The organism is Methylobacterium sp. AC832 (assembly GCF_979256025.1).
Genome location: NZ_CEEDMV010000001.1, coordinates 623,624 through 650,496 on the forward strand (window position 1 = coordinate 623,624; position 26,873 = coordinate 650,496).

The 26,873-nt window shown below is 66.6% G+C and carries 22 protein-coding genes; 10 read left to right on the forward strand and 12 right to left on the reverse strand.

The features are described from left to right. Positions 1 to 57: 57 nt before the first annotated feature. Positions 58 to 1,332: a peptide ABC transporter permease gene (locus AC0IXR_RS02955; protein WP_207410423.1), complete on the forward strand. Its 1,275-nt coding sequence runs from the start codon at positions 58 to 60 to the stop codon at positions 1,330 to 1,332. Positions 1,333 to 1,361: 29 nt separating this feature from the next. Here the strand turns inward: AC0IXR_RS02955 and AC0IXR_RS02960 are convergent, their stop codons facing one another. Further along, positions 1,362 to 1,781 carry a metallopeptidase family protein gene (locus AC0IXR_RS02960; protein WP_471759707.1) on the reverse strand — a complete coding sequence of 140 codons (420 nt, stop codon included), beginning with the start codon at positions 1,779 to 1,781 and terminating at the stop codon, positions 1,362 to 1,364. Further along, positions 1,778 to 2,506 carry a pyrimidine 5'-nucleotidase gene (locus AC0IXR_RS02965; RefSeq protein ID WP_207410245.1) on the reverse strand — a complete coding sequence of 243 codons (729 nt, stop codon included), beginning with the start codon at positions 2,504 to 2,506 and terminating at the stop codon, positions 1,778 to 1,780. The genes AC0IXR_RS02960 and AC0IXR_RS02965 overlap by 4 nt, the downstream gene beginning before the upstream one ends. 337 nt (positions 2,507 to 2,843) lie before the next feature. Here AC0IXR_RS02965 and AC0IXR_RS02970 point away from each other — a divergent pair, with 337 nt between their 5' ends. Continuing rightward, positions 2,844 to 6,647 carry an EAL domain-containing protein gene (locus AC0IXR_RS02970; protein ID WP_471759708.1) on the forward strand — a complete coding sequence of 1,268 codons (3,804 nt, stop codon included), beginning with the start codon at positions 2,844 to 2,846 and terminating at the stop codon, positions 6,645 to 6,647. A gap of 18 nt (positions 6,648 to 6,665) precedes the next feature. Here the strand turns inward: AC0IXR_RS02970 and AC0IXR_RS02975 are convergent, their stop codons facing one another. Then, positions 6,666 to 7,106: a response regulator gene (locus AC0IXR_RS02975; RefSeq protein ID WP_471759709.1), complete on the reverse strand. Its 441-nt coding sequence runs from the start codon at positions 7,104 to 7,106 to the stop codon at positions 6,666 to 6,668. After that, positions 7,103 to 8,224 (reverse strand): histidine kinase dimerization/phosphoacceptor domain -containing protein, encoded by a 1,122-nt coding sequence (locus AC0IXR_RS02980; RefSeq protein ID WP_471759710.1) that lies wholly within the window; start codon positions 8,222 to 8,224, stop codon positions 7,103 to 7,105. Before AC0IXR_RS02980 ends, AC0IXR_RS02975 begins: the two co-directional genes overlap by 4 nt. Before the next feature lie 400 nt (positions 8,225 to 8,624). Here AC0IXR_RS02980 and AC0IXR_RS02985 point away from each other — a divergent pair, with 400 nt between their 5' ends. Continuing rightward, complete coding sequence (locus tag AC0IXR_RS02985) at positions 8,625 to 9,824, forward strand: patatin-like phospholipase family protein (RefSeq protein WP_200919193.1); 1,200 nt, start codon at positions 8,625 to 8,627, stop codon at positions 9,822 to 9,824. 137 nt (positions 9,825 to 9,961) lie between these two features. Further along, a complete protein-coding gene (locus AC0IXR_RS02990) occupies positions 9,962 to 11,587 on the forward strand; it encodes an ABC-F family ATP-binding cassette domain-containing protein (protein ID WP_207410250.1) in 1,626 nt (541 codons plus the stop codon). Between the two features lie 319 nt (positions 11,588 to 11,906). On the opposite strand, the gene AC0IXR_RS02995 is transcribed toward AC0IXR_RS02990, so the two are convergent. Next, positions 11,907 to 12,035: a hypothetical protein gene (locus tag AC0IXR_RS02995; RefSeq protein WP_018045197.1), complete on the reverse strand. Its 129-nt coding sequence runs from the start codon at positions 12,033 to 12,035 to the stop codon at positions 11,907 to 11,909. Positions 12,036 to 12,187: 152 nt separating this feature from the next. On the opposite strand from AC0IXR_RS02995, the gene AC0IXR_RS03000 reads away from it, so the two are divergent. Continuing rightward, positions 12,188 to 13,435, forward strand: coding sequence for a NupC/NupG family nucleoside CNT transporter (locus tag AC0IXR_RS03000; protein ID WP_471759711.1), 1,248 nt, complete (start codon positions 12,188 to 12,190; stop codon positions 13,433 to 13,435). A 10-nt stretch (positions 13,436 to 13,445) separates the two neighbouring features. Here AC0IXR_RS03000 and minE read toward each other — a convergent pair whose 3' ends face one another. From minE to minC (AC0IXR_RS03020), 4 genes are all read right to left on the reverse strand, one after another. Continuing rightward, on the reverse strand, positions 13,446 to 13,751 hold the full coding sequence (gene minE, locus AC0IXR_RS03005; protein ID WP_018045195.1) for a cell division topological specificity factor MinE: 306 nt from the start codon (positions 13,749 to 13,751) through the stop codon (positions 13,446 to 13,448). Further along, positions 13,748 to 14,563: a septum site-determining protein MinD gene (gene minD, locus AC0IXR_RS03010; protein WP_018045194.1), complete on the reverse strand. Its 816-nt coding sequence runs from the start codon at positions 14,561 to 14,563 to the stop codon at positions 13,748 to 13,750. The genes minE and minD overlap by 4 nt, the downstream gene beginning before the upstream one ends. A 14-nt stretch (positions 14,564 to 14,577) precedes the next feature. Beyond that, a complete protein-coding gene (minC, locus tag AC0IXR_RS03015; RefSeq protein ID WP_471759712.1) occupies positions 14,578 to 15,276 on the reverse strand; it encodes a septum site-determining protein MinC in 699 nt (232 codons plus the stop codon). A 121-nt stretch (positions 15,277 to 15,397) separates the two neighbouring features. Beyond that, entirely contained in the window at positions 15,398 to 16,096 is a 699-nt protein-coding gene (gene minC / locus AC0IXR_RS03020; protein ID WP_471759713.1) for a septum site-determining protein MinC, read from the reverse strand. A gap of 176 nt (positions 16,097 to 16,272) precedes the next feature. Between minC (AC0IXR_RS03020) and AC0IXR_RS03025 the strand changes: the two genes are divergently transcribed. From AC0IXR_RS03025 to AC0IXR_RS03040, 4 genes are all read left to right on the forward strand, one after another. After that, positions 16,273 to 17,289 (forward strand): ArsR/SmtB family transcription factor, encoded by a 1,017-nt coding sequence (locus AC0IXR_RS03025; RefSeq protein ID WP_471759714.1) that lies wholly within the window; start codon positions 16,273 to 16,275, stop codon positions 17,287 to 17,289. Between the two features lie 65 nt (positions 17,290 to 17,354). Beyond that, positions 17,355 to 18,275: a methylenetetrahydrofolate reductase [NAD(P)H] gene (metF, locus tag AC0IXR_RS03030; RefSeq protein ID WP_056432058.1), complete on the forward strand. Its 921-nt coding sequence runs from the start codon at positions 17,355 to 17,357 to the stop codon at positions 18,273 to 18,275. A gap of 157 nt (positions 18,276 to 18,432) precedes the next feature. Next, on the forward strand, positions 18,433 to 22,185 hold the full coding sequence (metH, locus tag AC0IXR_RS03035; RefSeq protein WP_471759715.1) for a methionine synthase: 3,753 nt from the start codon (positions 18,433 to 18,435) through the stop codon (positions 22,183 to 22,185). A 168-nt stretch (positions 22,186 to 22,353) separates the two neighbouring features. Further along, complete coding sequence (locus tag AC0IXR_RS03040; RefSeq protein ID WP_056432068.1) at positions 22,354 to 22,785, forward strand: hypothetical protein; 432 nt, start codon at positions 22,354 to 22,356, stop codon at positions 22,783 to 22,785. A 21-nt stretch (positions 22,786 to 22,806) separates the two neighbouring features. Here the strand turns inward: AC0IXR_RS03040 and AC0IXR_RS03045 are convergent, their stop codons facing one another. Beyond that, positions 22,807 to 23,028 carry a hypothetical protein gene (locus AC0IXR_RS03045; protein WP_056432071.1) on the reverse strand — a complete coding sequence of 74 codons (222 nt, stop codon included), beginning with the start codon at positions 23,026 to 23,028 and terminating at the stop codon, positions 22,807 to 22,809. A gap of 260 nt (positions 23,029 to 23,288) precedes the next feature. On the opposite strand from AC0IXR_RS03045, the gene fae reads away from it, so the two are divergent. Continuing rightward, positions 23,289 to 23,828, forward strand: a complete 540-nt coding sequence (gene fae, locus AC0IXR_RS03050) for a formaldehyde-activating enzyme (RefSeq protein WP_056432453.1) — start codon at positions 23,289 to 23,291, stop codon at positions 23,826 to 23,828. Positions 23,829 to 23,888: 60 nt separating this feature from the next. Here the strand turns inward: fae and AC0IXR_RS03055 are convergent, their stop codons facing one another. Further along, positions 23,889 to 24,335: a hypothetical protein gene (locus tag AC0IXR_RS03055; RefSeq protein WP_471759716.1), complete on the reverse strand. Its 447-nt coding sequence runs from the start codon at positions 24,333 to 24,335 to the stop codon at positions 23,889 to 23,891. Then, complete coding sequence (locus AC0IXR_RS03060; protein WP_471760229.1) at positions 24,332 to 26,737, reverse strand: PAS domain-containing sensor histidine kinase; 2,406 nt, start codon at positions 26,735 to 26,737, stop codon at positions 24,332 to 24,334. The genes AC0IXR_RS03055 and AC0IXR_RS03060 overlap by 4 nt, the downstream gene beginning before the upstream one ends. Positions 26,738 to 26,873 lie beyond the last annotated feature (136 nt).

Consider the following 26,873-nt stretch of genomic DNA (forward strand, 5'->3'; position numbering starts at 1 on the left):
CTCGACCGGTAGCGCACGGATGGACTCGTGGCGCCGTTGAACGGCTGCAATCGCACCATGCCTCCCCGCGCGACCACGTCACGACCCCCGATCGACCCGGCCCTCGACGCCGCGGCCCTGCTGCGGCGGGTGGGCTTCTTCGGCCTGTTCGTGCTGCTTCCGGTGGCCGCGCAGGTGGCCCGCCGCGCCACCGTGATCCTGGCACCCATCGCCATCGCACTCATCGTCATCGCCAGCGCCATCGACGGGAAACAGCGGCCGCTGCGGCTGACGGCGACGCGGATGCTGACATCCCCGACGTTCCTCGCCGGTGGGCTGGTCATCCTGTGGTCGGCCCTGTCCCTCGTCTGGACGCCGTTCCTCGGACCGGCGACGGAGCGCCTGCTCAATGTCATCGCCACCATCCTGATGACCCTGGCCGCCTATCTCGCGCTGCCGGACCGGATGCGCTCGGCCAACCTCTATCTGCTGCCCCTGGGCGTCATCGCCGCATCCATCGTCTCCATCCTGTTCGGCCTGTTCGGGGATACGCTCCTGCGCAACATGCCCGAAGATCAGAGCTCGGTGGATCGCGGCCTCACGCTCCTCGCTCTGCTGGTCTGGCCCTCCGTGGCATGGCTGCGCTCGCGTGGGCGTGACCTCGAAGCCCTCGGCACGGCCATCCTCGTGGCGGTCGCCCTCTCGTTCTCCTCCAACGTCACGCAGATCCTGGCCCTCGCCGTCGGCGCGGTGGCGTTTCTGCTCACCACCTACCGTCCGCTCGTCGGCGTGCGGGCCGTGGCCCTGATCTGCGGTGGCCTGCTGGTGAGCGCGCCTTTCCTGCCGTTCATCGCCCGGCCCATCGGGATCGTTGCCTTCGGTCCGACGGCCCCCGGCGTTCTGACCATTAAGGCGTGGCAGAAGGTCGTGACCACCGAGCCGGTCCGCCTCGTGACCGGGCACGGGTTCGAGACCGCCTCGCGCGGCCGGTTCGTGAACCTGCTTCCGAGCAATGCCCCGACGACGATGCTGTTCGAGTTGTGGTACGAACTCGGGATCGTGGGCGCCTTCGCCGCCGCCTTCGCCCTCCACGCGGCGATCCGGCATAGCGGGCGCTCGGCCACCGCCACCACGCCCGGCGCCATCGCACCGGGTGCGATGGCCATCTTCGCCAGCGCCTTCACCATCGCCTGTATCGGCGTCGGCCTGACGGCGATCTGGTGGATCACGACGCTGACGATCACGGTGCTGGTCTTCATCGCCGTGGAGCGCGGGCAGTTCCGCACGCGTCGTCCCAAGGCCAGCCTGCTCAGGCCGCGCGCCGCGAGCCCGCGCCCCGCCAACGACGATTGATCGGAGCGGGCGGTCGCAGCATCCGGGCCTCAGCCTTCCGCCGCCGCCTCGATGGCGGCCATGTCGTCGTCGGACAGGCCCATATGGTGCCCGATCTCGTGGACGAGGACATGGGTGACGAGGTGACCGAGGGTCTCCTCGTGCTCGGCCCAGTAATCGAGCAGCGGCCTGCGGTAGAGCCAGACCCGGTTGTGCATCTGCCCGGTCACCGTCTCGCCGCTCTGGGCGAGGCCGCTTCCCCGGAACAGGCCGAGCAGGTCGAATTCGCTCTCGCACTGCATCTCGCTCAGGGTCTCGTCGTCGGGGAAATCCTCGACATGGACCGTCACGCCCTCGCAAAGGGCGAGGAACGTCGCGGGCAGGCGGGCGAGGGCGTCCCGCGCCAGGATCTCCACATCGTCGAGGGAGGGCGATCTGACCTCTGACCAGTCCTGACCGGCTTCGCTCATCGGATCGCCGGGAGGACCCGCTCGTTCAGGAAGGCGGCGAGATCGTTGGTGATGTGGTCGATATGCGGCTCCTTCACCGCCTCCTGCTCGAACGCCTCGCGGAACGGATCGATGGTGCGGGGAACGACGAGGACCGTCGCCATCCCGAGATCGTGCGGCACGACGAGGTTGCGGGCGATGTCCTCGAACAAAGCCGACCGATGCGGATCGACCCCGTGTCGGTCGAGGAACCGCTCATAGGTGGAGCGCTCGGGCTTCGGGATGAAATCGGCTGCGGCGATGTCGAACACGTCCTCGAAATGGTCGAGGATGCCGAGCTTCGCCGCCACGTTCTCGGCATGGCGCCGGGAGCCGTTGGTGAGGATCAGCTTGCGACCCGGCAATTGCTCGATGGCGTCGCCCAAGGCCGCGTCGAGGCGGATCGTCGAATGGTCGATGTCGTGGGCGAAATCGAGGAAATGGTAGGGGTCGACCTTCTCCTCCACCATCAGGGCTTTCAGCGTGGTGCCGTAGCGATGGTAGAAATGCTTCTGCAGCGCCCGCGCCGAGATCCCGTCGAGGCCGTAGAGCTGCATGACGTAGAGCGTGATCCGCTCGTCGACCTGCGGCCAGACCCGCGCGTCGCTCGGATAGAGCGTGTTGTCGAGATCGAACACCCAGGTGTCGATGGTCGAGAAGCCGCGGGAGCCCGCGCTGGAGAGATGGCTTTCACCGGGAAGGAACAAGGGGGCTGAACGGGGTTCGAGACGGGGGACGGTGGTGACCGACGACGATCGTCCCTGGTTACGATGAAATTGTGCCTTGCGAAAGGAAGCGCTGCCATTCGGCCACGTGCGGCAGCGGGATGGCCGAGTTGCATGTCACGCCTGAACTGGCTGAATAACGAATGCGGAGCGAAGGAAACGGTAGGAATGTTGCAACGTTGATTTGCGTAACATGCCTCTGAAAGCCTCCGTCATGCATGGTCGATCACGGTCACGGGCAGGATGGGTAGCTTCGGATTGCTTCCCAGGATGGCGCGACGTGCAAGATCAGGCACAAGACCGAGGCGATGAAGAAGGCGTGGACGCTGTCGGACCGGATTCCACATCATGGATCGACCGTGACCCCGAGTTTCATCTCGACGCCGTGTGCCGTATTGCGGCCGCTCTATTTCGTGTTCCGATCGTCCTCGTTCCCCTCGCCGATACCGACTTTCTCCCCCTGAAGGCCGGACCGGGGACCGGGGAGGCCGAGCAGGATCGAGACGATGCGGTGTCTTCACACCACATCGCCGGCGAGACCGACAGACCGGTCGTGATCCGCGATCTCCTCGCCGATCCTCGTTTTGCCGATCATCCCCTGGCGAAGGGGGAGTTCCAGGCCCGATTCTATGCCGGCATGCCTCTGGCGCATCGTCCCGGTCACCGGGCCGGTACGCTCTGCCTGATCGATACCGTGCCGCGTCCGGATTTCACCGAGGAGCAACTGCTCCAGTTGCGGGACCTCGCCCTCATCGTCACCGGGCATCTGCGTCTCCATGATGCCAATGTGGAGCGCGAGGCCGAGCTGTGCGAGCGCCAGCGCGTGACATCCATCCTCACGCGCCGTGAAGCGCTTCTCCGGGCCGCCTTGGACTCCCAGCGCTTGGCCGAGGAGATCGCAGGGTTCGGACATTGGCGTATCCACATCCCCGAAGGGCGGGTCGAATGGTCCGAGGGAATGGCGCGGATCCACGGTCGCGAGCCCGTCGACCCTGCCTGGATTCCCCTCGACGAGCATCTGGCCTTCTACCATCCGGAGGACAGGGAGCGTGTGCGCTGGCATCTCGACGAAGCCGTGGCGGGGGTGGGCGCCTTCGCCCGCGACGATTACGAGCACCGGTCGCGCATCATCCGCCCGGGCGGGGAATGCAGGGTCGTCACCGAACGGGGAATCGTCGAGCGCGACCCGACCGGAGCCATCCGCGCCATTTCCGGAATCTGCCTCGACGTCACCGAACTGGCCCGTTCCGACCAGCATTTGCGCGAAACGACGAACCTTCTGCGCATCACCCTGGAAAGCATCGACGAGGGCCTCGTCATGATCGACATGGATGACCGGGTCCGGGTTCATAACGAGCGGCTGAACCTGCTGCTCGACCTGCCGCCGGGAATGCTGCACGACGGCGCGCCGTTCGACGATGTCCGCCGCTTCATCGCCGAGCGGGACGGGACGCTTCCCGCAGTTCTGGACAGGGGCGTCCGCGAGGCGAGACGCGAACGCGGCGAAGCGGGCGCCACCGGCGAGCACCAGCAGCGGGACGAGACCCTCCTCGAACTCTGCGGTGTGCCGCTGGCCGACGGCAGCACCGTCTACACCTTCGCCGACGTCACCGCCCGCCAGATGGCCGAACGCTCATTGCGCGAGAGCGAGGCGTCCTACCGCCTGCTCGCCGATTTCCTGCCTCAGATGGTCTGGATCACGAACGATCGGGACGACACCACCTACTGCAACCGCCATTGCGACCGTTATTACGGACGGCCCCTCGTTTCCCTGCTGGAGCGGGTGGAATCCTACCACCCGGACGATCGCGATCGCGTCTATGGCGATGTGTGCGACCGTCACAAAGCGTGGCAGGACTACGATTTCGAGATCCGCATCCGCCGCGCCGACGGCGTCTATCGCTGGCACAAGGTCAGCAAGCGTCCGATCCGCCTCCTCGACGGCGCGCCCGGGTGGCTCGCCACGGCTCTCGATATCGACGACATCATCACCGCCAGGATCGCGCTGGAGCGGACGGGCGACCTGTTGCGTCTGGCGCAGGACGCGGCGGAGGCAGGGGTCTGGGAGTGGGACCTGGTCACGGGCCGGGTCTGGCAATCCCAGGAAAGCGCGCGGATGCAGGGATTGCCGCTCGACGAGGCCGATCCGGCCGCCGGCCTTTCGATGACCATGGAGGAGTGGGAGCGGAACGTACCGGACGAGGACGTGATCCGGGTTCGGAACGAGGCCCGCCGGGCCATCGCCACGCGCACAAATCACAGGGTGGAGTTCCGCGCCCTCCACCCGTCGACCGGTGAATGCCGCTGGTTCCAGGGGTTCGGCCGCGCCGTCCTCGATCCGCGGACGGGCGAGGTCTGCCGCTTCGTCGGCATGAATCTCGACATTACCGCCCGCAAGGAGACCGAGGAAGCGTTCCGGGCCAGCGATGCCCGCCTGCGCGTGAGCGAGGAACGGCTCGCTCTCGCCCTCGACAGCGGCAGGGACGGGTTGTGGGACGCCGATCTCCAGACCGGCGCGGTCTGGTTCTCCGACCGCTCCCAGAGCATGCTCGGCTACGAGCCCGGTGAATTTGGCAAGTCTTTCAGCTACGTCCAGTCCCTGATCCACCCGGACGACATGGCGGCTTGCCACGTCGCCGCGACCGCTCATTTCGAAGGCCGCCTACCGGCTTTCGAAATCGAGGTCCGGGTTCGCAACAAGGTCGGCGGCCATAGCTGGCTCCTCGCCCGCGGCAAGGTCGTCACCCGCGCCGCCGACGGTGCCCCGATCCGTTTCGTGGGGACCTATATCGATATCACGGCGCGCAAGGAGGCCGACCAGCGGATCGCCCATCTCGCCCGCCACGACGCCCTGACGGGCCTGCCCAACAGATCGGTGTTCCACGATCGTCTGAAGCAAGTACTCGCGACGGTTCGGAACGGCGGCTGCGCGACGGCGGTGCTCTGTCTCGACCTCGACCGGTTCAAGGCCATCAACGACACGCTCGGGCATCTGGCGGGCGATACCCTTCTGAAGGTCGTCGCCGAGCGCCTGACCGACGTGGTGAAGCCCGGCGACTTGGTCTCCCGCCTCGGAGGCGACGAATTCGGCATCGTCCTGGTCGATCTGGACCGGAGTGACCAAGCCGCCGAGATCGCCCGCAGGGTGATCGATTCCATTGCCCAGCCGATCAAGCTGGACGGTCAACTCGCCAATATCGGGATCAGCATCGGCATCGCCCACGCGCCGGCCGACGGGCTCGAGGCCGACCCTCTCCTGCGGCATGCCGATCTCGCGCTCTATCGCGCCAAGGCCGGCGGTCGGAACACGTTCCGCGTCTATGAAGCCGGCATGGACGCGGCGATCGAGGAGCGGCTTCAGCTCGAGGTCGATCTTCGCCAGGCCGTGCTGCGCGGCGACCTCATTTTGCATTACCAGCCCGTGGTCGATCTCGAGACGGACACGGTGAGTGGCGTCGAAGCGCTGATGCGCTGGCCGCATCCCACCCGTGGGATGATCCCGCCCGCCACCTTCATCGAGATCGCCGAGGAGACGGGTCTGATCATCGATCTGGGCAACTGGGCCCTGCGCGAGGCCTGCCGGGAAGCCGCCTCATGGACCCATTCCGCCCGGATCGCGGTCAACGTCTCGGCGATGCAGTTTCGCGAGCCGGGCCTCGAACAATGCGTGATCATGGCCCTCTCGGCCTCGGGCCTCGCGGCGGACAGGCTGGAACTGGAAATCACCGAAAGCGTCCTGATCCAGGATACCGAGGCGGTGATCGGCTGCCTGCACCGCCTGCGCTACCTCGGCGTCCGGATCGCTCTCGATGATTTCGGGACGGGCTATTCGTCCCTCAGCTATCTGCGGCAATTCCCCTTCGACAAGATCAAGATCGACCGTTCCTTCATCCGCGAGATCGCCGATGCGGACACGGCCGCCATCGTTCGCGCCATCGTCGGGCTCGGCGAGCGTCGGGGGACCACGATCACGGCGGAAGGCGTGGAGACCCGTGCCCAGCTCGATCTGGTGCGAGCGGAGGGATGCGGCGAGGTCCAGGGCTACTTCTTCAGCAAGCCTGTTCCGGCGCGGGACCTGCCGGGCGTCATCGCGAGGCTGTCCTGTGCCGAGAGGGCCGCCTGACGCGGAAACACCGAGGGATCAGGCGCCGAGACTGGCGAGATAACCCGGCGCGAGCCGAAGGCCGAGGGGCAGGGTGGTGACCGGCGGCGGGGTTCGGATACATTCCTCGAGAAAGGTCATCGTGTCCCCGATGACGGCTTCCGAGAACGGCTTGGCGATCACCGCGACCGCACCGGCGAAGTCGTCGTGAAAGCGGCTGGCATTCGCGGTGAGGAAGACCAGGGTCATCGTGGGCTCGTCGGCCAGATTCCTGGCCACGTCGAGACCGGACGAGCCGCCCTTGAGTTGCAGGTCGATGAGGACGATGTCTGGCCGCGTCCGCCGGGCCACCGCGATGGCGTCGCTCGCGGAGACCGCCGTGCCCACGACCTCGTGTCCGGCTTCTTCCAGCAGCATTTCGAGCTGCATCACGATCAGGGCTTCGTCTTCGACGACGACGATCCGCAGAGGTTCACTCACGGTGCGTTCCTGTTGCCGGTCCCGTCGCGGGGGAGGCGGATCTCGATCCGCGTCCCGGGCTCGGCCTGATGCCAAGCGATAGCGGCATTCAGCTGGCGCACAAGGCTCTCGATCAGGCGTTTCCCGAAAGTCCGGTCTCGAGCCACGTCCGGCGGCATGCCGATCCCGTCATCGGCGATGGTGATGCGGATCATGTCGCCCTCGGGCTTCACCGAAAGCGACAGCTGGCCTGTGGCATCGCGTGGGAACGCGTGTTTCAGTGCGTTGGTGAGCAGCTCGTTCATGACGAGGGCGACCGGCGGCGCCTGTTCGACGGCGACCTCGACGGGAACCAGGTCGAAATCGAGCTCGATCCCCTGTCGCCCGGAGCCACGCACCAGATCGACGGCGAGTTCGCGCGCGAAGGCGGCGACGTCGAAACGCTGGACGTCGTTGGACTGGTAGAGCCGCTTGTGCACCGTGCCGAGGGCTTCGACGCGGGCCAGCATGGATTTGAGCGACGCCTTCGCATCGGGGTCGGTGATCGTCCGCGTCTGCAGGGTGAGCAGCGAGGCGATCATCTGGAGGTTGTTCTTCACCCGGTGGTCCACCTCGTGGACCAGCATCGTCTTGGCGGCCAGCGCTTCGGTCAGCTCTTTCGTACGCTTCTGTACCTCGCGCTCGAAATGCAGTCTTTCGTTGCGCGTCTGCATGAGCGTGTCGATCCGGTCCGAGACGTCGAGCTGCGAGGCGAAGAAATACACCGTCTCGCCGTCGTCGTTGATCACCGGGCTGACATACAACGCGTTCCAGAACTGGGTGCCGTCCTTGCGATAATTGAGGATGTCGACGGCGATGTCGCGTTTGGCCGTGACCGCGTCACGGATCTTGCGCACGGTGCCGGGATCCGTCTGCTCACCCTGCAGGAAGCGGCAATTCTGGCCCATGATCTCGGGCCGAATGTAGCCGGTCATCTTGAGAAACGCATCGTTGACGAAGACGATGGGATTGTCATCCTGCCGAGGGTCGGTGATCAGCATCGCCATACGCGTCGCGCGGATGGCCGCCGCGAAAGGATCGCCCCTGCCGTGCTCGGCCCCCAATCGGTCGGTGAGGTGCCAGGCGTCGTCCGGTTCCATTTTGCCTTCCTGTGCTGACCGGCGCGTCTCGCGGCCAGAGCAAATGTCGTCAGTCACGACAAGGTTGCCTTCAGTATCACGAGGATCCGCATCGATCCGTCATGACGCGCGAAAGTTTGGCGACAAAGCCGTTATGAACTGAGATCAACGACATAGAGTACGTCTTTCAATCGACAAGCTTCGTCTTTTGGTTCTGTTTCCCCTCTTTTGATGCATTTCTTACGGAGCGTGTGCCTGAACACGGCGGGATAACCGTTGCTGTTCCATCACGTGCTCAACGTTTCGGCACGACCGGGGGAGCGATGATTGCCCGCCGAACCCCGGAACGGTAGAATGGTCAAGCTCGTTATGGTCGAGCTTGACTGCTCCGTTGCCGGTCGAACGCCAGGATCATCCCGTCATGTCGACATCTCGCCGGTTCGGATGGGTCAAGGGCGCGGCCGCGCTCGCGGTGGCCGCGCAATTGGCCGCCTGCGGATCGATCCCGCGCGTGGCCTACACCGCCGATCAAGCCGCCGCCGCGGTTCCTTCCGGCATGGATCTCAGCGTGCGCGCCTATGCCGACGCGTCGGAGAGCACCTTCACCGAAATGGTGGCGCGGCCGGAGCGCTCGAAGCGCGCCTTCGCCTACCTTGCCCTGTCGGGCGGCGGCGGTGATGGAGCCTACGGCGCCGGTATCCTCAACGGCTGGTCGGAATCCGGCAAGCGGCCCGAATTCGCCCTCGTCTCCGGTGTCAGCACCGGCGCGCTGATCGCGCCCTTCGCCTTCCTCGGGCCGGCCTACGATTCCACCCTCACCGACATCTATACGAGCGGCGTCGCCTCGACCCTGGTCCAATCGCCGAGCGTGGCCAACATCGTGTTCGGATCGGGCCTGTTCGGGGATGGCCGCCTGCGCGATCTCGTGCGCCGCTACGTGACGCCTGACCTGCTCGCCGCCATCGCCGAGCAGCACGCCAAGGGCCGCCGCCTCCTCGTGGTGACGACGAACCTTGATTCCCAGCGCGCCGTCATCTGGAACATGGGCGCCATCGCGGCCAATGGCGGTCCCAATGCCGTCTCGCTGTTCACGGATGTGCTCACGGCCTCCGCCAGCATCCCGGCCGTGTTCCCGCCCCAGCTCCTCGACGTGCAGGCCGAGGGCAGGGCCTTCCAGGAGATGCATGTGGACGGGTCGGTGGTGACGCCGGTCTTCACCCTCCCGCAATCGTTCCTGCTGCGGGACAACCGCCTGCGGACGGCGGGCAAGACCGACATCTACGTCATCATCAACGGACGCCTCGAGCCGGAATTCGACGTGGCGCAGAACAACACGCTGTCCATCGTCGAGCGCTCCTTCACCACCGCGAGCCGGGCGCGCAGCCGCGCCACCCTGGCGGCCACCTACGCCTTCACCCGCGGCAGCGGCATGGGCTTCAACCTCACCTATATCGACGAGGCCGCGCCGAATACGACCACGGCGCGGGGCTTCGACACCGGCTACATGCGCCAGCTCTACGAGAGAGGGCGCGAGACCGGACGGACCGGAAGCTTCTGGCAGAAGAACGTCCCCACCGCTCCCCTCGTCAAGGCGATCGCCGCAGGCGCCGCGCGGAACTGACCGGCCGGCACCATCCCCCGGTGGGGTGGTGCCCTGCGCGGCCCGCTCTCGCGCTCGTTGCTGCACTGCGATAGGAGGATGGACATCCTCCCGTGTGGCCACCGGCCCGCATCTCCCCTGCGTTTGGCCGCTGATTCATGATCCAGATCGAAGACCTCACTTTCAGCGCCTGGGGCCGGCGCTTCTTCGACCGCGCGAGCGTGGCCGTCCCGCCCGGATCGAAGGTCGGGCTCGTCGGCCGCAACGGTGTCGGCAAGTCGACCCTGTTCAAGATCATTCTCGGCGAATTCCAGCCCGATAGCGGCGTGATCCTGCTGCCGAAGAATGCCCGCGTCGCCTCCGTCGACCAGGAGCATCCGGCGACACCCGTCACCCTCATCGACACCATCCTGGCCGCGGATATCGAGCGCGAGGCCCTGAACCTCGAACTCGAAACCGCCGAACCCGAGCGCATGGGCGAGATCTACGGCCGGCTGATCGAGATCGACGCCGACCGGGCGCCGGCCCGGGCGGGCGAAATTCTCGCCGGCCTCGGCTTCTCGGTGGAGGACCTGACCCGGCCGATGTCGGAATTCTCCGGCGGCTGGCGCATGCGCGTGGCGCTGGCCGCCGCGCTCTTCGCCGAGCCGGACATGCTGCTCCTCGACGAGCCCACCAACTACCTCGATCTGGAAGGCGCCCTCTGGCTGGAGGCGCGGCTGAAGCGCTATCCGCATTCGGCGCTCATCATCAGCCACGACCGCGAGCTTCTGAACAACTCGGTGGACGCGATCTTGCACGTCGCCAACGGCAAGCTCGAACTCTATACCGGCGGCTACGACGATTTCGAGAAGCGCCGGGCCGAGAAGGCACGGCTGCAGGCCTCGACCAAGATGAAGCAGGACGCCGAGCGCGCTCATCTGCAGAGCTTCGTCGACCGGTTCAAGGCGTCGGCCTCCAAGGCGGCGCAGGCCCAGTCGCGCATGAAGCGTCTCGCCAAGATGGAGCCCATCTCCACCACCATCGAGGAGCATGTGGCCCCGTTCCACCTGCCTTCGCCGAAGCGCCCGCTGGCGCCGCCGCTGATGCATCTCACCGATGCCACCATCGGCTATGGCAATGACGAGCCGGTGCTGCGCGACCTCAACCTGACCCTCGACGTCGATGATCGGATCGGATTGCTGGGCGTGAACGGCGCCGGCAAGTCGACCTTCGCCAAGATGGCAGCCGGCGCCCTGAAGGTGCGGGACGGGCGCATGGTGCGCGAGGGCCGGGTGCAGGTCGGCTGGTTTCACCAGCACCAGATCGAAGCCCTCGACCCGAAGGACACGCCCCTCGACATCATCCGCCGCGAGCGGCCGGACGACAGCGAATCCGGGCGCCGCGCGAAGCTCGCCAGTTTCGGCCTCGCCTTCGACAAGCAGGAGACCACGGTCGACGCGCTCTCGGGTGGCGAACGGGCGAGACTCCTGCTCAATCTCGTGGCGATGCAGGCACCCCACCTGCTCATCCTCGACGAGCCGACGAACCATCTCGACATCGACAGCCGCCGGGCCTTGCTCGACGCGCTGAACGATTACGGCGGCGCCGTCATCCTCATCACCCACGACCGTTCGCTGATGGAACTGGTGGCCGACCGCCTCTGGCTCGCCGCCGACCGGACGGTGAAGCCCTTCGCCGGCGACATGGACGATTACGCCCGCTTCGTCCTCGACCGGTCGAAGACCGGCAAGACCGCGCCGGGGCAGGGCCGGGAGAAGAAGAACAAGCGCAAGGCGGCGTGAGGACGAGAGGTTTCGCGTTGGGATAGAGCTGACGCGTATCGCCCTCAGGCCCGAACGAATCCGCCGTCACTCCTCTCCCCCGTGCTTCCTGGGATTCATACAACTGCTTTTCCCAAGCAGAGCGCGTCCCTCTCCCCCTTGTGTGGAGAGGTTAGGAGTGGGGGTGGCTCCGCCTGCCTCCGAAGCAGCAGGAGGGTCGCCCAACCACCCCCACCTCCAACTCCTCCCCACAAGGGGGAGGAGAGCCGCGCAGCCCTCGAACCATGTGAACTTCGTAGCCCCTCTCCCCGCGTGCGAGGAGAGGAGATGTTAGTCGAGCTTACTTCCGCAGGATCTTCGTCACGAGGCGGCCGATCGGGTTGCTCGAATCGTAGTTGCGGTCGTCGCGGACGACGGGGCGGTTGTCGTTGCCGAGAAGCTTGGTGACGAGGCGTCCGATGAGGCTCATGGCTGTATCCCTTCAAACCGGTTATGCGCCGCATTACGGCGCAGCTTGACGGTCAACACGCCGGACGTCCTCCCGTTCCGGATGACCCCCCACATGACGTGCGCCCGTCCCGGCATCGCCCTTGCTCCTCTCGGGCCGAAAGAGGGGGCACGATGACCGAGCGACTGCTCCATGCCGGCGCGAGCCTCGCGCTGCTCCTCGCGATCGCGATCCTGTTCTCCACCAACCGCCGGGCGATCCGACCCCGGACCGTCATCTCGGCCCTTGCCCTGCAGATCGCGATCGGCGCGGTCGTGCTGTTCGTGCCCGTGGGGCGGCAGGTCCTCGACGCGGCCTCCACCCTCGTCCAGACAATTCTGGCTTATGGCGATCGCGGGGTCCTGTTCCTGTTCGGCGGCCTCGTCGAGCCGCGCATGTTCGAACTCTTCGGCGGCAGTGGCTTCATCCTGGCCCTGCGGGTGCTGCCGCAGATCCTTTACGTCTCGGCGCTGATCGCGATCCTGTATCATCTGCGGGTGATGCAGACCCTGGCCCGCCTCATCGGGGCCGGACTCCAGCGGGTGCTCGGCACCTCGCCCATCGAGACCTTCTCGGCCGTCATCACCATCGTCATCGGCCAGAGCGAGATCGCCGTGGCCCTGCGGCCGTTCCTGATCCTGCTGACCGGGGCCGAATTGTTCGCCGTCATGTCGAGCGGGGCCGCCTCCACCGCCGGATCGATCCTGGCCGGCTACGCCGCCTTGGGTGTGCCGATGGAGTATCTGCTGGCCGCCGGTGTCATGGCAATTCCCGGCGGGCTTCTCTACGCCAAGATCCTGATGCCCTCGACGGAGCCGACGCGGGTGACGACGATGCGGGTGGAATTCGCCGAGACGCGGGCGGTGAACCTCATCGAGGCGGCGGCCGACGGCACGCAGAAGGGCCTCGTCATCGCGGTCTCGGTGGGCGCCATGCTGATCGCCTTCACCGGGCTCATCGCCCTTCTCAACGGCATTGCCGGATGGGGCGGCGGACTGGTCGGCTATCCGTCTCTCAGTATCGAGGGAGTACTCGGGCTCGCCTTCGCGCCGCTGGCCTGGCTCATGGGCGTGCCCTGGAACGACGCGGGTCTGGTCGGCGGTGCCATCGGGCAGAAGATCGCCTTCAACGAGTTCCTGGCCTATGCGCAACTCTCGCCGACACTGAAGGCCGGCACCCTTGATGCCCGGACGACGGCCATCCTGTGCTTCGCCCTGTGCGGCTTCGCCAATCTGGCCTCCATCGCGATCCAGCTCGCGAGTCTGGCGAGCCTCGTCCCCGAGAGGAGGTCCGAGATCGCACGCTATGGAATGCGCGCGATCCTGGCTGGTACGTTGTCGAACCTGACGAGTGCGACCATCGCCGGCCTGTTCATCGGCTGACGGCGGACCCTCACGCGGCGGCGCGCTTGGCCTTGGACGGCTTGGCCGCTGCCGGGGCGGCCTTGGCCGGAGCCGTGACCGGGAGTTCGATGTCGACGCCGAGGGTCGACATGTCCTGGCCCCGTTCCAGGCGGATCTGGACCTTGTCCCGCTCCACCGTGACGTGCTTGGCGATGACGGCGAGGATCTCCTCCCGCAGGAGCATCACCAGGTCGGAACCGCCGGCCCCGGCCCGCTCATGGGCCAGGATCAGCTGGAGACGGTCGCGGGCCGTGGGGGCCGAGGCGCGTTTGCTGAAGAGGTTGCGCAGGCTCATGCCGCCCTCCGGGTGAACAGCTTGTTGAGGAGAGACTTCTTGTCGGACGGCACGGTCATCGGCACGGTATCGCCCTTGAGGCGGCGGACGGCATCGATATAGGCCCGGGCCGGGGCGCTGAGCGGGTTGTTCATCGTCACCGGGCAGCCGACATTGGAGGCGCGCAGCACTTCCAGGCTCTCGGGGATGATGGCGAGCAGCGGGATCGAGAGGATCTCGAGCACATCGTCGACCTTCAGCATGTCGCCGCGGTCGGCGCGGGCGGGGTCGTAGCGGGTGAGGATGAGGTGTTTCTCCATCACCTCGCCGCGCTCGGCCTTCAGCGTCTTGGAATCCAGCAGACCGATGATCCGGTCGGAATCGCGGACCGAGGAGACTTCCGGGTTCGTGACCACGACGGCGAGGTCGGCGTGGCGCATGGCCAGGGTGGCTCCGCGCTCGATGCCGGCTGGGGAATCGCAGATCACCCAGTCGAACTTCTCGCGCAGCTCTTCCATCACCTTGGCGACGCCCTCGTCGGTGAGGGCGTCCTTGTCGCGGGTCTGCGATGCGGGCAGCAGCGACAGGTTCTCGAGCCGCTTGTCGCGGATCAGCGCCTGGTTGAGCTTGGCGTCGCCGTTGACCACGTTGATGAGGTCGTAGACCACGCGCCGCTCGGCGCCCATCACGAGGTCGAGGTTACGCAGGCCGACGTCGAAATCGACGACGGCGACGCTCTGTCCGGCCTGCGCGAGTGCTGCGCCGAGAGCCGCTGTGGTGGTCGTCTTGCCGACGCCGCCCTTGCCCGAAGTAACGACCAGAACCTTGGCCATGTTCGTATCTCTCCTTAATCCAAGGTTGCCATTTTGATGGAGCCGCTATCGAGCCAGATCTGCACGGGTTTCCCGCGCAGGGTCGTGCCCATGTCCTCGGCCGTGCGGACGAGGCGATCGATCCCGAGCAATTCGGGCTCGAACTTGCGGCAGTAGATGCGGGCGCGGGGGTTGCGGGCGGCGCCGGCGATGGCGCGCCCCCGCAATGCGCCGTAGACGTGGATCGAGCCGCCGGCGAGGATCTCGGCGCCGGAGGCGACCGAACCCATGACGGTGACGTCACCGGTCGGATGCACGATGGACTGGCCGGAACGGACCGACCCTTCGATCATGAGGGAGGTGGTCTCGGGCTCGGCATCGCCCGGGATCTCGATACTGGTCGCCGGCCGTCCCGCCACCAGAAGCGGGGGGAGGGCGATGCCGTCGAGCAGGGTCTTGCCCGAGAGCGTGGCTTCCGCTCCCTCGATGCCGAGGATGCGGATGCGGCGGGTGCCGAGATCGGCCAGCAGCTTGCCCACCACGTCCGGGTCAGACCCGAGCGCCGCGATGTCGAGGATGAGGGGGCGGCCGTCGAACAGGGTCGGCGACCGCTTCAGCGAGGCGTCCAGATCGGCGAACCAATCGGGAAGCGGAGCTTCCGGAGCCAGGATGAGTGCCTTGAAGGCACGGCCTCGTAGCGTCACGGATCGGCGGGATGGAGGGGCGTGTGTCACGGGCTCTCGCGATTCCTTACCGAACCATTGACGGTCCTTATGGTTACCGCTTGGTTAACGAGCCGGCTTTCTGTGATCCTGTGACCCTATAATCCTGCGATCCCGGGTTCCTGTGTCGGCGCTACTCCAGCGCGGCGACCTTGATCGCATCGCCTTCCAGGCGGATCTGCGCCGGCTGGCCCCGGCGGTCCGGCCCGAGATCGTCGGCCGTCCGGTAGAGACCGTCGATGGCAAGCAGTTCCGGCTCGAACTTGCGACAGGTGATGCGGGCATCGGGATTGCCGGAGGCCCCGGCGATCGCCCGCCCCCGCAGCGCTCCATAGATATGGATGGAGCCGCCGGCGATCACTTCCGCGCCGGAGGCCACCGATCCCATGATGGTGATGTCGCCTTCGAGATGCAGGATGGTCTGGCCCGACCGGACCGGCTGGTCGAGGATCAGAGATCGGGCGGGGCGGGGCGGCTCCGCGTGCGTCGGCGCGGGCGCGTCCGGCGTGGCGACCTCGTCCACCGGCCGTCCGCCGGCCGGGGCGGGGGGCAGCCCCTCGCCCAGGCTGCCGGATTTGGCTCCCTCGATCCCCATCACGGTAACGTCGCGGGCCTTGAGCTCGGAGACCAGGGCAATGAGGTCCGCGCGGTCGAGGCCGAGACTGGACACGTCGAGGATCACCGGGCGCCCCACGAAGAAGGCGGGGGAGCGCCGGGACAGCGCGTCGAGGTCTTCGAGCCAGTCATGCACCGGTGCCGAGGGGGCCAGCACCAGGGCCATGAAGGAGCGGCCACGGAAACGGATTGGGGGACGGGAATTCGGCTGGGTCACGCGGGGGCGTTTCTGTTGTTCCGGAATCGAAAAGGGACTTCTTGAGCCGACCATATCGGCAGATCGCCCGGAACGCTCCCCTCCCGGCATCGTCGCCCACGCCTGTTTCTCTCATGCCTCCGGCCAGTCGCCGTTTCCCCTTGCCATGTGCCCGGATCGAACATAAAGATATCTTTATGTCTCAAGAGAGCGCCAAGGCGACATTCGTCCTTCCTTTCTCCGATGCACTCGGTGTGCTGCGCGCCACCGCGGAAGAGACGCGCCTGCGCATCCTCGCTCTGTTGATGCAGGGGGAATTGTCGGTCTCCGATCTCACCGACATTCTCGGCCAGTCGCAGCCGCGCATCTCGCGCCATCTCAAGCTTCTGGTCGAGGCGGGTCTGGTGGAGCGGCATCGCGAGGGAGCCTGGGCGTTCTTCCGGCTGATCGAGGCGAGGACCGGGCTGGTGGAGCCCCTGGTCGGCGGTCTCGACCGGTCGAGCCCGCCTCTGTCCGAGGATCGGGCCCGGTTGGAGGGTGTGCGGGCCCAGCGCGCGGATGCCGCGCAGAGCTTCTTCGCCCGCCTCGCCCCGAAATGGGACCAGCTCCGCTCCCTCCACGTGCCGGAGGCGACGGTGGAGGCGGCGGTGATCGACGCCCTCGGATCGCGGCCCGTGCGGAGCCTGATCGATCTCGGCACCGGCACGGGGCGGATGCTCGGACTTCTCGCGCCGAGGGCCTCCCGCGCCACGGGGCTCGATTCGAGCCACGCCATGCTCTCCGTCGCCCGCGCCAATCTCGAGCGGGCCGGCCTGTCCGGCGTGGACCTGCGCCAGGGCGACATCCATGCGCCGCCCTTCGGCCGGGGCAGCTTCGACCTCGTGGTGGTGCATCAGGTCCTGCATTATCTCGACGACCCCGCCCGTGCGCTCCGCGAGGCGGCACGGCTCGTGGCGCCCGGAGGCCGGCTTCTCGTCGTGGATTTTGCGCCGCACGATCTCGAATTCCTGCGCGAGGAGCAGGCCCATCGCCGCCTCGGCTTCGCCGCCGAGCAGGTGACGGGCTGGCTCGCCGATGCCGGGCTCGGCATGGTGGCGACACGCCATCTCGCCCCGGCCGACGAGAGCGGGCACCAGCTCACCGTGACCCTCTGGCTCGCCGCCTCGGCGGCCGAGCCGACCCTCGCTTCCGAGGCGGAGCGCGCGGTGGCCTGACCGGCCGCCACGGATTCCCGCCTCGACGACACACGTCTGAACCGAAAGATCTTGAGGACGACCCGATGCCCACCGCTTCCCATCACCGCGCCAGCCGCGACGGCTACCGTCCGATCCAGGTCTCCATCGAGTTCTTCCCGCCGAAGACCGACGAGATGGAGAAGGTCCTGTGGTCGTCGATCGAGCGGCTCGCCCCGCTCCAGCCGAAATTCGTCTCGGTGACCTATGGGGCCGGCGGCTCCACCCGCGAGCGCACCCACAACACCGTGGCGCGGATGATCAAGGAGACGAGCCTCAAGCCCGCCGCCCATCTCACCTGCGTGGACGCCACCCGCGAGGAGATCGACGAGGTCGTGCAATCCTATTGGGATGCCGGGGTACGCCACATCGTGGCCCTGCGCGGCGACCCGCAGGACGGCGTCGGCACCGCCTATCGGCCGCATCCGGGCGGCTATGCCAGGACCAGCGATCTTGTGGCCGGCATCAAGCGCATCGGCGACTTCAAGGTCTCGGTCTCGGCCTATCCGGAGAAGCATCCCGAGGCCGCTACGCTCGATGCCGATATCGATGCGCTGAAGGCCAAGGTCGATGCGGGTGCCGACCAGGCGATCACGCAGTTTTTCTTCGAGAACGACGTCTATCTCCGCTACGTGGAGAAGGTACGGGCGGCGGGGATCGAGATCCCGATCATCCCCGGCATCCTGCCGGTGCAGAACTTCAAGCAATCCGCCAATTTCGCCCGCCGCACCGGCGCCTCGGTGCCGTACTGGCTGGCCGCCCGGTTCGAGGGGCTGGACAACGATGTCGATACCCGCCGGCTGATCGCGGCGGCGGTGGCGGCCGAGCAGGTGCTCGATCTGGTGGACGAGGGGGTCAACGACTTCCATTTCTACTCGATGAACCGCTCCGACCTCGTCTATGCCATCTGCCATCTCCTCGGCCTGCGCGCGCAGGCGCCGAAGGTGGCGGCGGCGAAGGCGGCCTGAACGACCCTGGGACGGGGACCTCTCCTCCCCCTTGTGGGGAGGAGCTTGAGGTGGGGGTGGTGTCGGATACGGCGCGACATCTTCGCGGCCACCCCCACCCCTGACCCCTCCCCACAAGGGGGAGGGGGATCATCTGCGACGGAACTTGAGAGACCCCATGACAGACCTCCGCCCCGTTGACGGAAAAGAGATCGAAACCGCCCTGCGCCAGCGGGCAGCGGAAAAAATCCTCGTCCTCGACGGGGCGATGGGCACCGTGATCCAGCGCCTCGGCTATGGCGAGGCGGATTTTCGCGGGGAGCGCTTCACGGATCACGGCCACGACCAGAAGGGCAACAACGACCTCCTGATCCTGACGCAGCCCGACGCGATCCGGCAGATCCACCTCGACTATTTCCTGGCCGGCGCCGACGTCTGCGAGACCAACACCTTCTCGGGCACCACCATCGCCCAGGCCGATTACGGCATGGAATCGATCGTCCACGAGCTGAACGCGGAAGGCGCGCGCCTCGCCCGCGAGGCCGCCGCACTGGCCGAGAAGCAGGATGGCCGCCGCCGCTTCGTTGCCGGCGCCATCGGCCCGACGAACCGCACCCTGTCGATCTCGCCGGACGTGAACAATCCCGGCTACCGCGCCGTGACCTTCGATGGGGTCAAGACCGCCTACATGGAGCAGGTGCGCGGCCTGATGGATGGCGGCGCCGAACTGATCCTGATCGAGACCATCTTCGACACGCTCAACGCCAAGGCTGCGGTCGCTGCCGCCTGGGCGGTGTTCGAGGAGCGCGGCATGGTCCTGCCGATCATGATCTCGGGCACGATCACAGATCTTTCCGGCCGCACCCTTTCGGGCCAGACCCCGGAGGCGTTCTGGAACGCGCTGCGGCATGCCAGCCCCCTCACCATCGGGCTGAATTGCGCGCTCGGCGCCAAGGAGATGCGCGGCCACATCTCGGAACTGTCGCGCATCGCCGACACCCTGGTCTGCGCCTATCCGAATGCGGGTCTTCCCAACGAATTCGGCCTCTATGACGAGAGCCCCGAAGCCATGGGCAGGCTGGTGGGTGAGTTCGCCACCGCCGGCCTCGTCAACATGGTCGGCGGCTGCTGCGGCACCACCCCGGATCATATCCGCGCCATCGCGCAGGCGGTGGAGGGCGTGAAGCCCCGCGCGATCCCGGAGGTGCCCCGCCTGATGCGCCTGTCGGGCCTCGAGCCCTTCACGCTGACGAAGGAGATCCCCTTCGTGAATGTTGGCGAGCGCACCAACGTCACCGGCTCGGCCAAATTCCGCAAGCTCATCACCGCCGGCGACTACGCGGCCGCCCTCGACGTAGCGCGCGATCAGGTGGCGGCGGGCGCCAGCATCATCGACATCAACATGGACGAGGGCCTGCTCGATTCCGAGAAGGCGATGGTCGAGTTCCTCAATCTCGTCGCCGCCGAGCCCGACATCGCCCGCGTGCCGGTGATGATCGATTCCTCGAAATTCCACGTCATCGAGGCCGGACTCAAATGCGTCCAGGGCAAGGCCATCGTGAACTCGATCTCCATGAAGGAGGGCGTCGAGAAGTTCATCAGTGACGCCAAGGTGTGCCGTTCCTACGGCGCCGCCGTGGTGGTCATGGCCTTCGACGAGCAGGGCCAGGCCGATTCTTACGAGCGCAAGGTCGAGATCTGCACCAAGGCCTACAAGGTGCTGACCGAGGAGGTCGGCTTCCCGCCGGAAGACATCATCTTCGATCCGAACGTGTTTGCCGTCGCCACCGGCATCGAGGAGCATAACGGTTACGGTGTCGCCTTCATCGAGGCGACCAAGACCATCCGCGAGACCTTGCCCCACGCCCATATCTCGGGCGGCATCTCGAATCTCAGCTTCGCCTTCCGAGGCAACGAGCCCGTGCGCGAGGCGATGCACGCGGTGTTCCTGTACCATGCGATCCAGGTCGGCATGGATATGGGCATCGTGAATGCCGGCCAGCTGGCGATCTACGCCGAGCTTCCGGCCGAGCTGCGCGAGCTGTGCGAGGACGTCGTCCTCAACCGGCGCGAGGATTCCACCGACCGGCTGCTCGATGCGGCCGCGCGCTTCAAGTCCGGCGGCGGCGTCCAGGCCAAGGCGGCCGATCTGTCCTGGCGCGAGGCTCCGGTGGCGAAGCGCATCGAGCATGCCCTGGTCAACGGGATCACCGAGTACATCCTCGTCGACACCGAAGAGGCGCGCCTCGGCGTCGAACGTCCGCTCCACGTCATCGAAGGCCCGCTGATGGCCGGCATGAACGTGGTCGGCGACCTGTTCGGCTCGGGCAAGATGTTCCTGCCGCAGGTGGTGAAGTCCGCCCGCGTGATGAAGCAGGCGGTGGCCTATCTCGAGCCCTTCATGGAGGCGGAGAAGCTCGCCAATGGCGGCGACGGCAAGCGCCAGGCCGCCGGCAAGATCCTGATGGCGACGGTGAAGGGCGATGTCCACGACATCGGCAAGAACATCGTCGGCGTCGTGCTGGCCTGCAACAATTACGAGATCATCGATCTGGGCGTGATGGTGCCGGCGGCCAAGATCCTCGACGTGGCCAAGCGTGAGAATGTCGACATCGTCGGCCTGTCCGGCCTCATCACGCCCTCGCTGGACGAGATGGTTCACGTGGCGGCCGAAATGGAGCGCGAAGGTTTTTCGGTTCCCCTGCTCATCGGTGGGGCCACGACCAGCCGCGTCCACACGGCGGTGAAGATCCACCCCTCATACAACCGTGGCCAGACCGTCTACGTGACGGATGCGAGCCGTGCGGTCGGCGTGGTCTCCAGCCTGCTCTCGAAGGAGACGCGGGACACCACCATCGCCAACATCCAGGCCGAGTACCGCAAGGTCTCGGACGCGCATGCCCGCTCGGAGCTCGACAAGCAGCGCCTGCCGCTCGCCAAAGCCCGCGCCAACCCGTTCAAGATCGACTGGTCGGGTTACCGTCCAACGAAGCCGAGCTTCACCGGCGTGCGGGTCTATTCCTCCTACGAGGTCGCCGACCTCGTGCCGTATATCGACTGGACGCCGTTCCTGCAGACCTACGAGTTCAAGGGCCGCTACCCGGCGATCTTCGAGGACCCGAACCAGGGTCCCGCCGCCAAGGCCCTGTTCGACGACGCTCAGGAGATGCTGAAACAGATCGTCGACGAGCGCTGGTTCAACCCGAAGGCGATCATCGGCTTCTGGCCCGCCAACAGCGTCGGCGACGACATCACCCTGTTCACCGGCGAGAGCCGGTCGGAGAAGCTTGCGACCTTCCACGGTCTGCGCCAGCAATTGTCGAAGCGCGACGGGCGCGCCAATACCTGCCTGTCCGATTTCGTAGCGCCGAAGGAGACGGGCATCGGCGATTACGTCGGCGGGTTCGTGGTCACCGCGGGCCTGGAAGAGGTGCGGATCGCCGAGCGCTTCGAGCGGGCCAACGACGATTACCGTTCGATCCTGGTGAAGGCGCTCGCCGACCGCATCGCCGAGGCGCTGGCCGAGCGCATGCACGAGCGGGTGCGCAAGGAGTTCTGGGGCTATGCCGCCGACGAGACCTTCGCCCCCGAAGATCTCGTGCGCGAGGAATATGCCGGCATCCGCCCGGCACCCGGCTATCCCTCCCAGCCCGACCACACCGAGAAGGTCACGCTGTTCGACCTGCTCAAGGCCGAGTCGCGCATCGGCGTGAGGCTCACCGAGAGCTATGCCATGTGGCCCGGCTCGTCGGTCTCCGGCCTCTACATCGCCCACCCGGAAGCGCATTACTTCGGCGTCGCCAAGGTGGAGCGCGATCAGGTGGAGGATTACGCGTTGCGCAAGGGCATGGACCTGCGCGAGGTGGAGCGCTGGCTCGGCCCCATCCTCAACTACGACCCGGCCCGCTACCTCGCGGCGGCCGCAGAATGACGCCGGATCTCGGTGAGCCTGACCGATGCGGCAGGCTCACCGAGGCGTGGCATAAGCCGTGCGATCTGGTGGAATGGCGCTCTGTGTGTCCGGCGGAGGCTTGACCGTGGTCTCCGTCGCGCTTCAATGCGATCCCTTGATCGATGGCTTGAGCGGAGCGCGACCACGTTGAACCGGACCACCGGAATTCTGGCCGTCGCGGTCACGCTCGCTTTGGGAGTCTCCGGCTGCACCGGTTTCTCCTATCTGTCGAAGAACTACGCCGCTGTGGGCGTCCAGATCGTCACGATCGGCTGCAAGGACCCGTATTCCGTCTACGACCAGCGCCGCGTGAACAAGATGCTCGTCGTCTCCGATGGATTGCGGGAGATCACGGGCTGCGGCATCGACGAGCGCTATGACGGGCAGGGCGGCCCGGCGGAGACCCGCGCCAAGCGCCTGCGCGAGGCGGCCCGCACCTTCCTCGATGAAACCGCCCGCGAGAATTGCAAGATCACCGGGGAAGCGGTCTTCTCCGACCTGCAGACCGAGTTCTCCTATATCTGCAAGCCGACGCCGGAAGAGCGCGGCCTGAAGGTGCCGAGACTTCCCGGTCGCTGAGGGAAGCGCCGGTCCGGCGCCCTAATCGCCGTTCGTGGAGGACGGGCGCGGGAACGTGCGTTCCGCCGCATCCCCCGATGCCGCGAGCAGGGCACGGGCGAGGTCGCGGGCCTCCCGCCGGTCGAGGGCCAGAATGGCCGTGAAGGGTGCCCCGGACAGGTCGGCGAGGCCGAGTTCGAGCCGCACACCGTCCGGCAATGCGGCGACGGCGAGACTCCAGTCCCGTTCCTGCTGCCTGTTCATGCGCCTGTCTCCCGTTCGGTTCGCCACGGCATCGGACGGGGGATGGGACGCGACCGAGCGAAGAACTCCGATGCCGCGATGCCTGGAACCGCGCATGGAATGACCGATTGCGGCCCTCAGGGCCAGAGCGGAAGCGCCGCCCGCGAAACTCTCTCGGCCGAGGAATATTGACGGGCGACGGCGGAACGGTGTTTCTCCGCCCGCGAAACGGCCGGATCGCCGGCCCGGCAGCCAATGCCCAGGAACAAGGAAACGCCGACATGTCCGAGATCTGGTTCCGCACCGGAGAGGCCACCGTCCTCGCCGCCGATGGCCAGTACACCGACGCGATGCCGGAGGTGCTGATCGGCTCCACCCGTGGCCCGGTGGGCCAGGCCTTCGCCGGCATGATGGGGCAGGTCCAGGGACATACCCGCATGTTCGTGGTGCGCGACCTGAACCAGCTCGTGCGCCCCTCGACGATGATGACCACCAAGGCGACGATCCACACCGTGGAATACGTCAACCTCCTGGGCGGCGTGGTTCAGGCCGCCACGGGCGACGCCATCGTCGATTGCGTGATCGAGGGCATCCTGCCGAAGGACGGGCTCGACGACCTATGCATGATCATCATGATCTGGCTCGACCCGCGCTGCGCCGAGGACGCCAATCTCGACCAGAAGGACCTCTACCGCACCAATTACGAGGCGACGAAGCTCGCCATCGCCCGCGCCATCAAGGGCGAGCCGACCATCGACGAGCTCATCGCCAACCGCAAGACGGTGAAGCACTACGCGCTCGAGGACATCGTCGAGTACTGAGAGACCGGGGGTGGGGGGATGCACTGGCATCCTTCCACCCGCTGCTGGATCCCGTCTCCGTCAGCCCGGCGGGATGCGGCCCACCGAGCACAGGGTGCGGATCGAGCCCAATGGATCGGTGTAGCAGCTCGCCGACCACCCGTTCTGCTGGATGAACGACTTGCGCCGCTCGCGGAGCGACGTCTCGTAGGCCTTGCCGATGGCGCTTTGAACCGCACCGGCGTTCTCACCGGTCGCCGCCGCACCGGCAATCGCCAGATCCTGGAAATAGACCGCCGAGGGTGTCGGATCGCCCGAGGCCGCCTGGACGATGGGCTCGGACCTGCAGGTCAGGTCGATCTTCGTGCCGTTCGGAATCTTGAGATCGATGCTCGGCCCTTGCCGCCTCCCGACCTTCGCGCCGATCTCGGAAGCCATCCTCGCCGCCAGTCCGTCGCACTCATCCGCATGGGCTGTGACCGCCACGGACAGGGTGATGGCCGCTGCGAGATAAACCGGCCGCATCACGCTGGAACGGCCGTCGGATTCCGCATCTGCGACCCGCCCGATCCGGCCCCGCCGCGCGGTTGCGCGCCCGACGCTTCGCGCAGGGAATCCACGGTTTCGTCGGAACCGGGGGCAACGAGATCACGCCGCCGTTCCGCCGTCGGCATCGGCATGCAGACCAGGATGATCGTGCCGAGACCCTCCTCGGACCGGATGCGCAGCGAGCCTCCATGAAGCTCTGCCATGGAGCGGGCGATGGCGAGCCCCAGGCCGGAGCCCTTATGGGTCCGGGTGAGGTTCGTCTCCACCTGCTGAAACGGTGAGCCGAGACGGCGAAGAGCGGCTTTCGGGATGCCGATCCCGTTATCTTCGATGAAGATGTGGACCCGGTCGCCGGCCGGCCGCGCCTTGACGATGATGCGCCCGTCTCCGCCCGGCGTGAACTTCACCGCGTTCTGGATGAGGTTCAGGAGGATTTGATGCAGGGCGCGGCCATCCGCCAGCAGGGTCAGGTCGTCTGAGACGTCGACGTCGATGCTGAGTGATTTCGCCCGGGCCGACTCGGCCACCAGCTTCAATGCGCCCTGGACGGCGGTGTCGAGGGGGACTTCCCGAAGCGCGAGGCGGACGCTGTGCGATTCGATGCGCGACATGTTGAGGATGTCGTCGATGACCGAGAGCAGGTAGTCGCCGCTGGAGCGGATATCCCGGCAATATTCCGTGTAGCGGGGCGATCCCAGCGTTCCGTAGACTCCGCTTTCCATCAACTCCGCGAAGCCCATGATGGCGTTGAGCGGCGTGCGCAGCTCATGGCTCATGGTAGCGAGGAACTCGGATTTCGCCTGGTTGGCGGTTTCGGCCTGGGCCTTCTGGTCGAGGTAGCGTTCGGCGAGGTCCGCGAGCTGCTGCGTCTGCAGTTCCAGGGTCCGGCGCGAGCGCTTGAGGTCCTTGACCGTCTCGATCAGTTCGCGTTCGGAGGCGACGAGCTGCTCCTGCTGGCGCTTGAGGTTGGTGATGTCGGTGCCGACCGAGACGTAGCCGCCGTCCTTGGTCCGCCGCTCGCTGATCTGGAGCCAGCGGCCGTCGGTGAGCTCCGCCTCGAAAGTGCGGGCGGTCGCCGACGAAACCTCGATCTCACGGAGTTCGCGGCGTACCGGCGGTAGGACGCCCCGGCCCATGATCTCATGGTAGCGCTTGCCCGGAGTCGCATCGTCGGGACTCAGAGCGTGGAGGTGGCGGAATTTCGAATTGCACAGGACGAGGCGGTTGCTCGTGTCCCACAGGACGAAGGCTTCCGAGATCGCCTCCACCGCGTCGCGCAGGCGCATGTCGGCGGTGGCGTTGGACTCGGCGAGCTGGCGCTGTTCGGTGACGTCGAGTGCGATGCCGACGAGGTGCCGGCCGCCATCGACCTGATCGGGGACGACCTCGGCGCGGGTGCGCAGCCAGATCCAGCCGCCATTGGCGCTGCGCATGCGGAATTCGTGATCGACGGTGGACTGGCTCGCAGCCAACTGGCGGGCCAGGGCGTAGAGGTCCCCGTCATCGGGATGGACCAGGGCGTTGACGTCGCCGAAGGACAGGAACTCGCGCTCCCGGCGATAACCGAGCAGGGCGTACATCGAATCCGACCAGTAGATCCGGCCGCGCGGAATATCCCAGTCCCACAATCCGCACCGACCGCGACCGAGCGCCGTGTCGAGCCGCTGCTTGATCTGCTCGCACAGCCTGTCGACCGCATAGGCCCGCTGGGTCTGTAGCGCGTAGGCGATGCCGATCCCGACGATCACGAGAGCCGCTGCGGCGTAGAGGACCGCTTGATGCCGCATCCGCGTGGCCCAGGCATCGAGAATGGGGGCGATCGGCTGGATCACCGCAACCTGGCCGCGACCTTTGGGAAGCGTCCGGAGGGCCGCGAAGGCCTGTTCGCCATTGGCGAGGGTCAGCGCCATCACGCCGGCGCGTTCGCCCAGCGTGCTCAGGGCCTGCATCTCTCCGAGGCGGTCCGCGATGGTCCCGCTCAGGTCCGTCAGGGCCGGGTGGGCGCCAAGAAGCGTTTCAGAGGACGAGGCCACCAGGATCTGGCGGCCCGACGGCATCAGCGAGGCGGGGAGCAGAGTCTCCAGGCGCGACCGGATCGCGGGCGGCGTCGCTTCCGCGTCCGACATGGCGGCCGTGACGAGCCGCGTGAAGGTCTCCATGTCCGTGACCGCATCGCGCAGGATCTCACTGCGCTCGCCGCGCAATTGAAGCGCTGCGCCGGCCGCCAGACAGACGAGAAAGGTGGCGAGGAAGGCGGGCACCGCATAGCGAAGCCAGATCTCGGCACGGACGAACCGGGTATGGGCCGCAGTCTGAGGGCGGTGAATACCGAGGATCGTATCCGCACGTGCGGAGAGGGAAGCGGAATCCGCCTCCAGCATGACAAGCCCCCGCAGCTGCTGGTGAGTCGTTCGGGGCATGTCGGTGAGTCACGCTCCGAATCGTATTCAATTCAGCATTTCCACAGCCAACTTGTCCACGAAATTCTTGGCTGTCCGCTTGACTCCTGGCGCAGTG

Excerpts from the sequence above, each read along its gene's own strand:
- AC0IXR_RS02955 (WP_207410423.1), top strand. The coding sequence starts at position 58 with ATGCCTCCCCGCGCGACCACGTCACGACCCCCGATCGACCCGGCCCTC.
- AC0IXR_RS02960 (WP_471759707.1), bottom strand. The coding sequence starts at position 1,781 with ATGAGCGAAGCCGGTCAGGACTGGTCAGAGGTCAGATCGCCCTCCCTC.
- AC0IXR_RS02980 (WP_471759710.1), bottom strand. The coding sequence starts at position 8,224 with ATGGAACCGGACGACGCCTGGCACCTCACCGACCGATTGGGGGCCGAG.
- AC0IXR_RS02985 (WP_200919193.1), top strand. The coding sequence starts at position 8,625 with ATGTCGACATCTCGCCGGTTCGGATGGGTCAAGGGCGCGGCCGCGCTC.
- AC0IXR_RS02990 (WP_207410250.1), top strand. The coding sequence starts at position 9,962 with ATGATCCAGATCGAAGACCTCACTTTCAGCGCCTGGGGCCGGCGCTTC.
- AC0IXR_RS02995 (WP_018045197.1), bottom strand. The coding sequence starts at position 12,035 with ATGAGCCTCATCGGACGCCTCGTCACCAAGCTTCTCGGCAACGACAAC.
- AC0IXR_RS03000 (WP_471759711.1), top strand. The coding sequence starts at position 12,188 with ATGACCGAGCGACTGCTCCATGCCGGCGCGAGCCTCGCGCTGCTCCTC.
- minE (WP_018045195.1), bottom strand. The coding sequence starts at position 13,751 with ATGAGCCTGCGCAACCTCTTCAGCAAACGCGCCTCGGCCCCCACGGCC.
- minD (WP_018045194.1), bottom strand. The coding sequence starts at position 14,563 with ATGGCCAAGGTTCTGGTCGTTACTTCGGGCAAGGGCGGCGTCGGCAAG.
- AC0IXR_RS03025 (WP_471759714.1), top strand. The coding sequence starts at position 16,273 with ATGTCTCAAGAGAGCGCCAAGGCGACATTCGTCCTTCCTTTCTCCGAT.
- metF (WP_056432058.1), top strand. The coding sequence starts at position 17,355 with ATGCCCACCGCTTCCCATCACCGCGCCAGCCGCGACGGCTACCGTCCG.
- metH (WP_471759715.1), top strand. The coding sequence starts at position 18,433 with ATGACAGACCTCCGCCCCGTTGACGGAAAAGAGATCGAAACCGCCCTG.
- AC0IXR_RS03045 (WP_056432071.1), bottom strand. The coding sequence starts at position 23,028 with ATGAACAGGCAGCAGGAACGGGACTGGAGTCTCGCCGTCGCCGCATTG.
- fae (WP_056432453.1), top strand. The coding sequence starts at position 23,289 with ATGTCCGAGATCTGGTTCCGCACCGGAGAGGCCACCGTCCTCGCCGCC.
- AC0IXR_RS03060 (WP_471760229.1), bottom strand. The coding sequence starts at position 26,737 with ATGCTGGAGGCGGATTCCGCTTCCCTCTCCGCACGTGCGGATACGATC.